General features: G+C 67.9%; 1 protein-coding gene. It reads left to right on the forward strand.

What is annotated here, in order from left to right; translation table 11 throughout:
• Window positions 1-103: 103 nt before the first annotated feature.
• Window positions 104-405 (forward strand): tryptophan synthase subunit alpha (locus tag FLQ44_RS10045; protein WP_206208798.1); only part of this gene is annotated, 302 nt, incomplete at its 3' end.

A 405-nucleotide genomic window follows, 5' to 3' on the forward strand; every position in this document is an offset into this window, starting at 1 on the left:
CCCAACAGAAGATCCGGACGCCCGCTCTTCAACGAATCCCAAATCCCCAATCCCGAATCCCGGCTCCGCAACACTCGCCCTCTCACTGCACCTCACCGACCCCATGACCAACCGCATCGACACCCGCCTCGACCAGCTCGCCGCCGCCAAGCGCACCGGCCTGATCCCCTTCATCACTGCCGGTGATCCCTCCGACGCCGCCACCGTGCCGGTGATGCACGCGCTGGTGCGTGCCGGCGCGGATGTGATCGAGCTGGGCGTGCCGTTTTCCGACCCCATGGCCGATGGCCCGGTGATCCAGCAGAGCAGCGAACGTGCGCTCAGCCGCAAGGTCGGCCTGCGGCGGGTGCTGGCGATGGTCGCCGAGTTCCGCCAGCAGGATGCAGGCACACCCGTGGTGCTGAC

The organism is Vogesella mureinivorans, from assembly GCF_007644035.1.
Lineage (GTDB): Bacteria > Pseudomonadota > Gammaproteobacteria > Burkholderiales > Chromobacteriaceae > Vogesella > Vogesella mureinivorans.